2 rRNA genes are annotated in these 644 nt (G+C 41.5%); both read left to right on the top strand.

The window, feature by feature from the left end:
- A 16S ribosomal RNA gene (locus H8S10_RS17960) occupies nucleotides 1-95 on the top strand; the annotation flags it as partial.
- 249 nt (nucleotides 96-344) lie between these two features.
- Nucleotides 345-644: ribosomal RNA gene (locus tag H8S10_RS17955) — 23S ribosomal RNA — on the top strand; the annotation flags it as partial.

Here is a 644-nt window from a genome sequence, read left to right as displayed (position 1 = left end):
CGTAAGGGAGGAAGCCACCTAAGGTAGGGTCAGCGATTGGGGTGAAGTCGTAACAAGGTAGCCGTAGGAGAACCTGCGGCTGGATCACCTCCTTTCTATGGAGAACTGAATTAACAAGAAGTTAATTCGTACTCGAAAGATAACTGGTATTAACTAGTCTGTTCAATTTTGAGAAACCATGTTTCTCAAAAAAACACTTGAACCTAACATAATGTTAAGGTACAATGTGATTTGTTCTTTGAAAATTGCACATGAATTAATATATATAACTTCAAATATGAGAAGTAGCCAAAAAATATTCTTTGTGATATTAAATGCAAATACTTTGAAAAATTGACTTGATAGGTCAAGCTACAAAGGGCGCATGGTGAATGCCTTGGCATCAGGAGCCGATGAAGGACGTGATAAGCTGCGATAAGCTTCGGGTAGGCGCACATAGCCAGTGATCCGGAGATTTCCGAATGTGGGAACACACATGGGAAACCCCATGTACCGTATAGTGAATACATAGCTATACGGAGGTAAACCTAGGGAACTGAAACATCTAAGTACCTAGAGGAAGAGAAAGAAAAATCGATTTTCTGAGTAGCGGCGAGCGAAAGGGAAAGAGCCCAAACCAGAGATTTATCTCTGGGGTTGCGGAC

Source organism: Clostridium sp. NSJ-49 (assembly GCF_014287725.1).
Classification (GTDB): Bacteria; Bacillota; Clostridia; order Clostridiales; family Clostridiaceae; genus Clostridium; species Clostridium disporicum_B.
The sequence above is the reverse complement of the archived record's forward strand: the minus strand, read 5'-3'. Positions and strand labels throughout refer to the sequence as shown.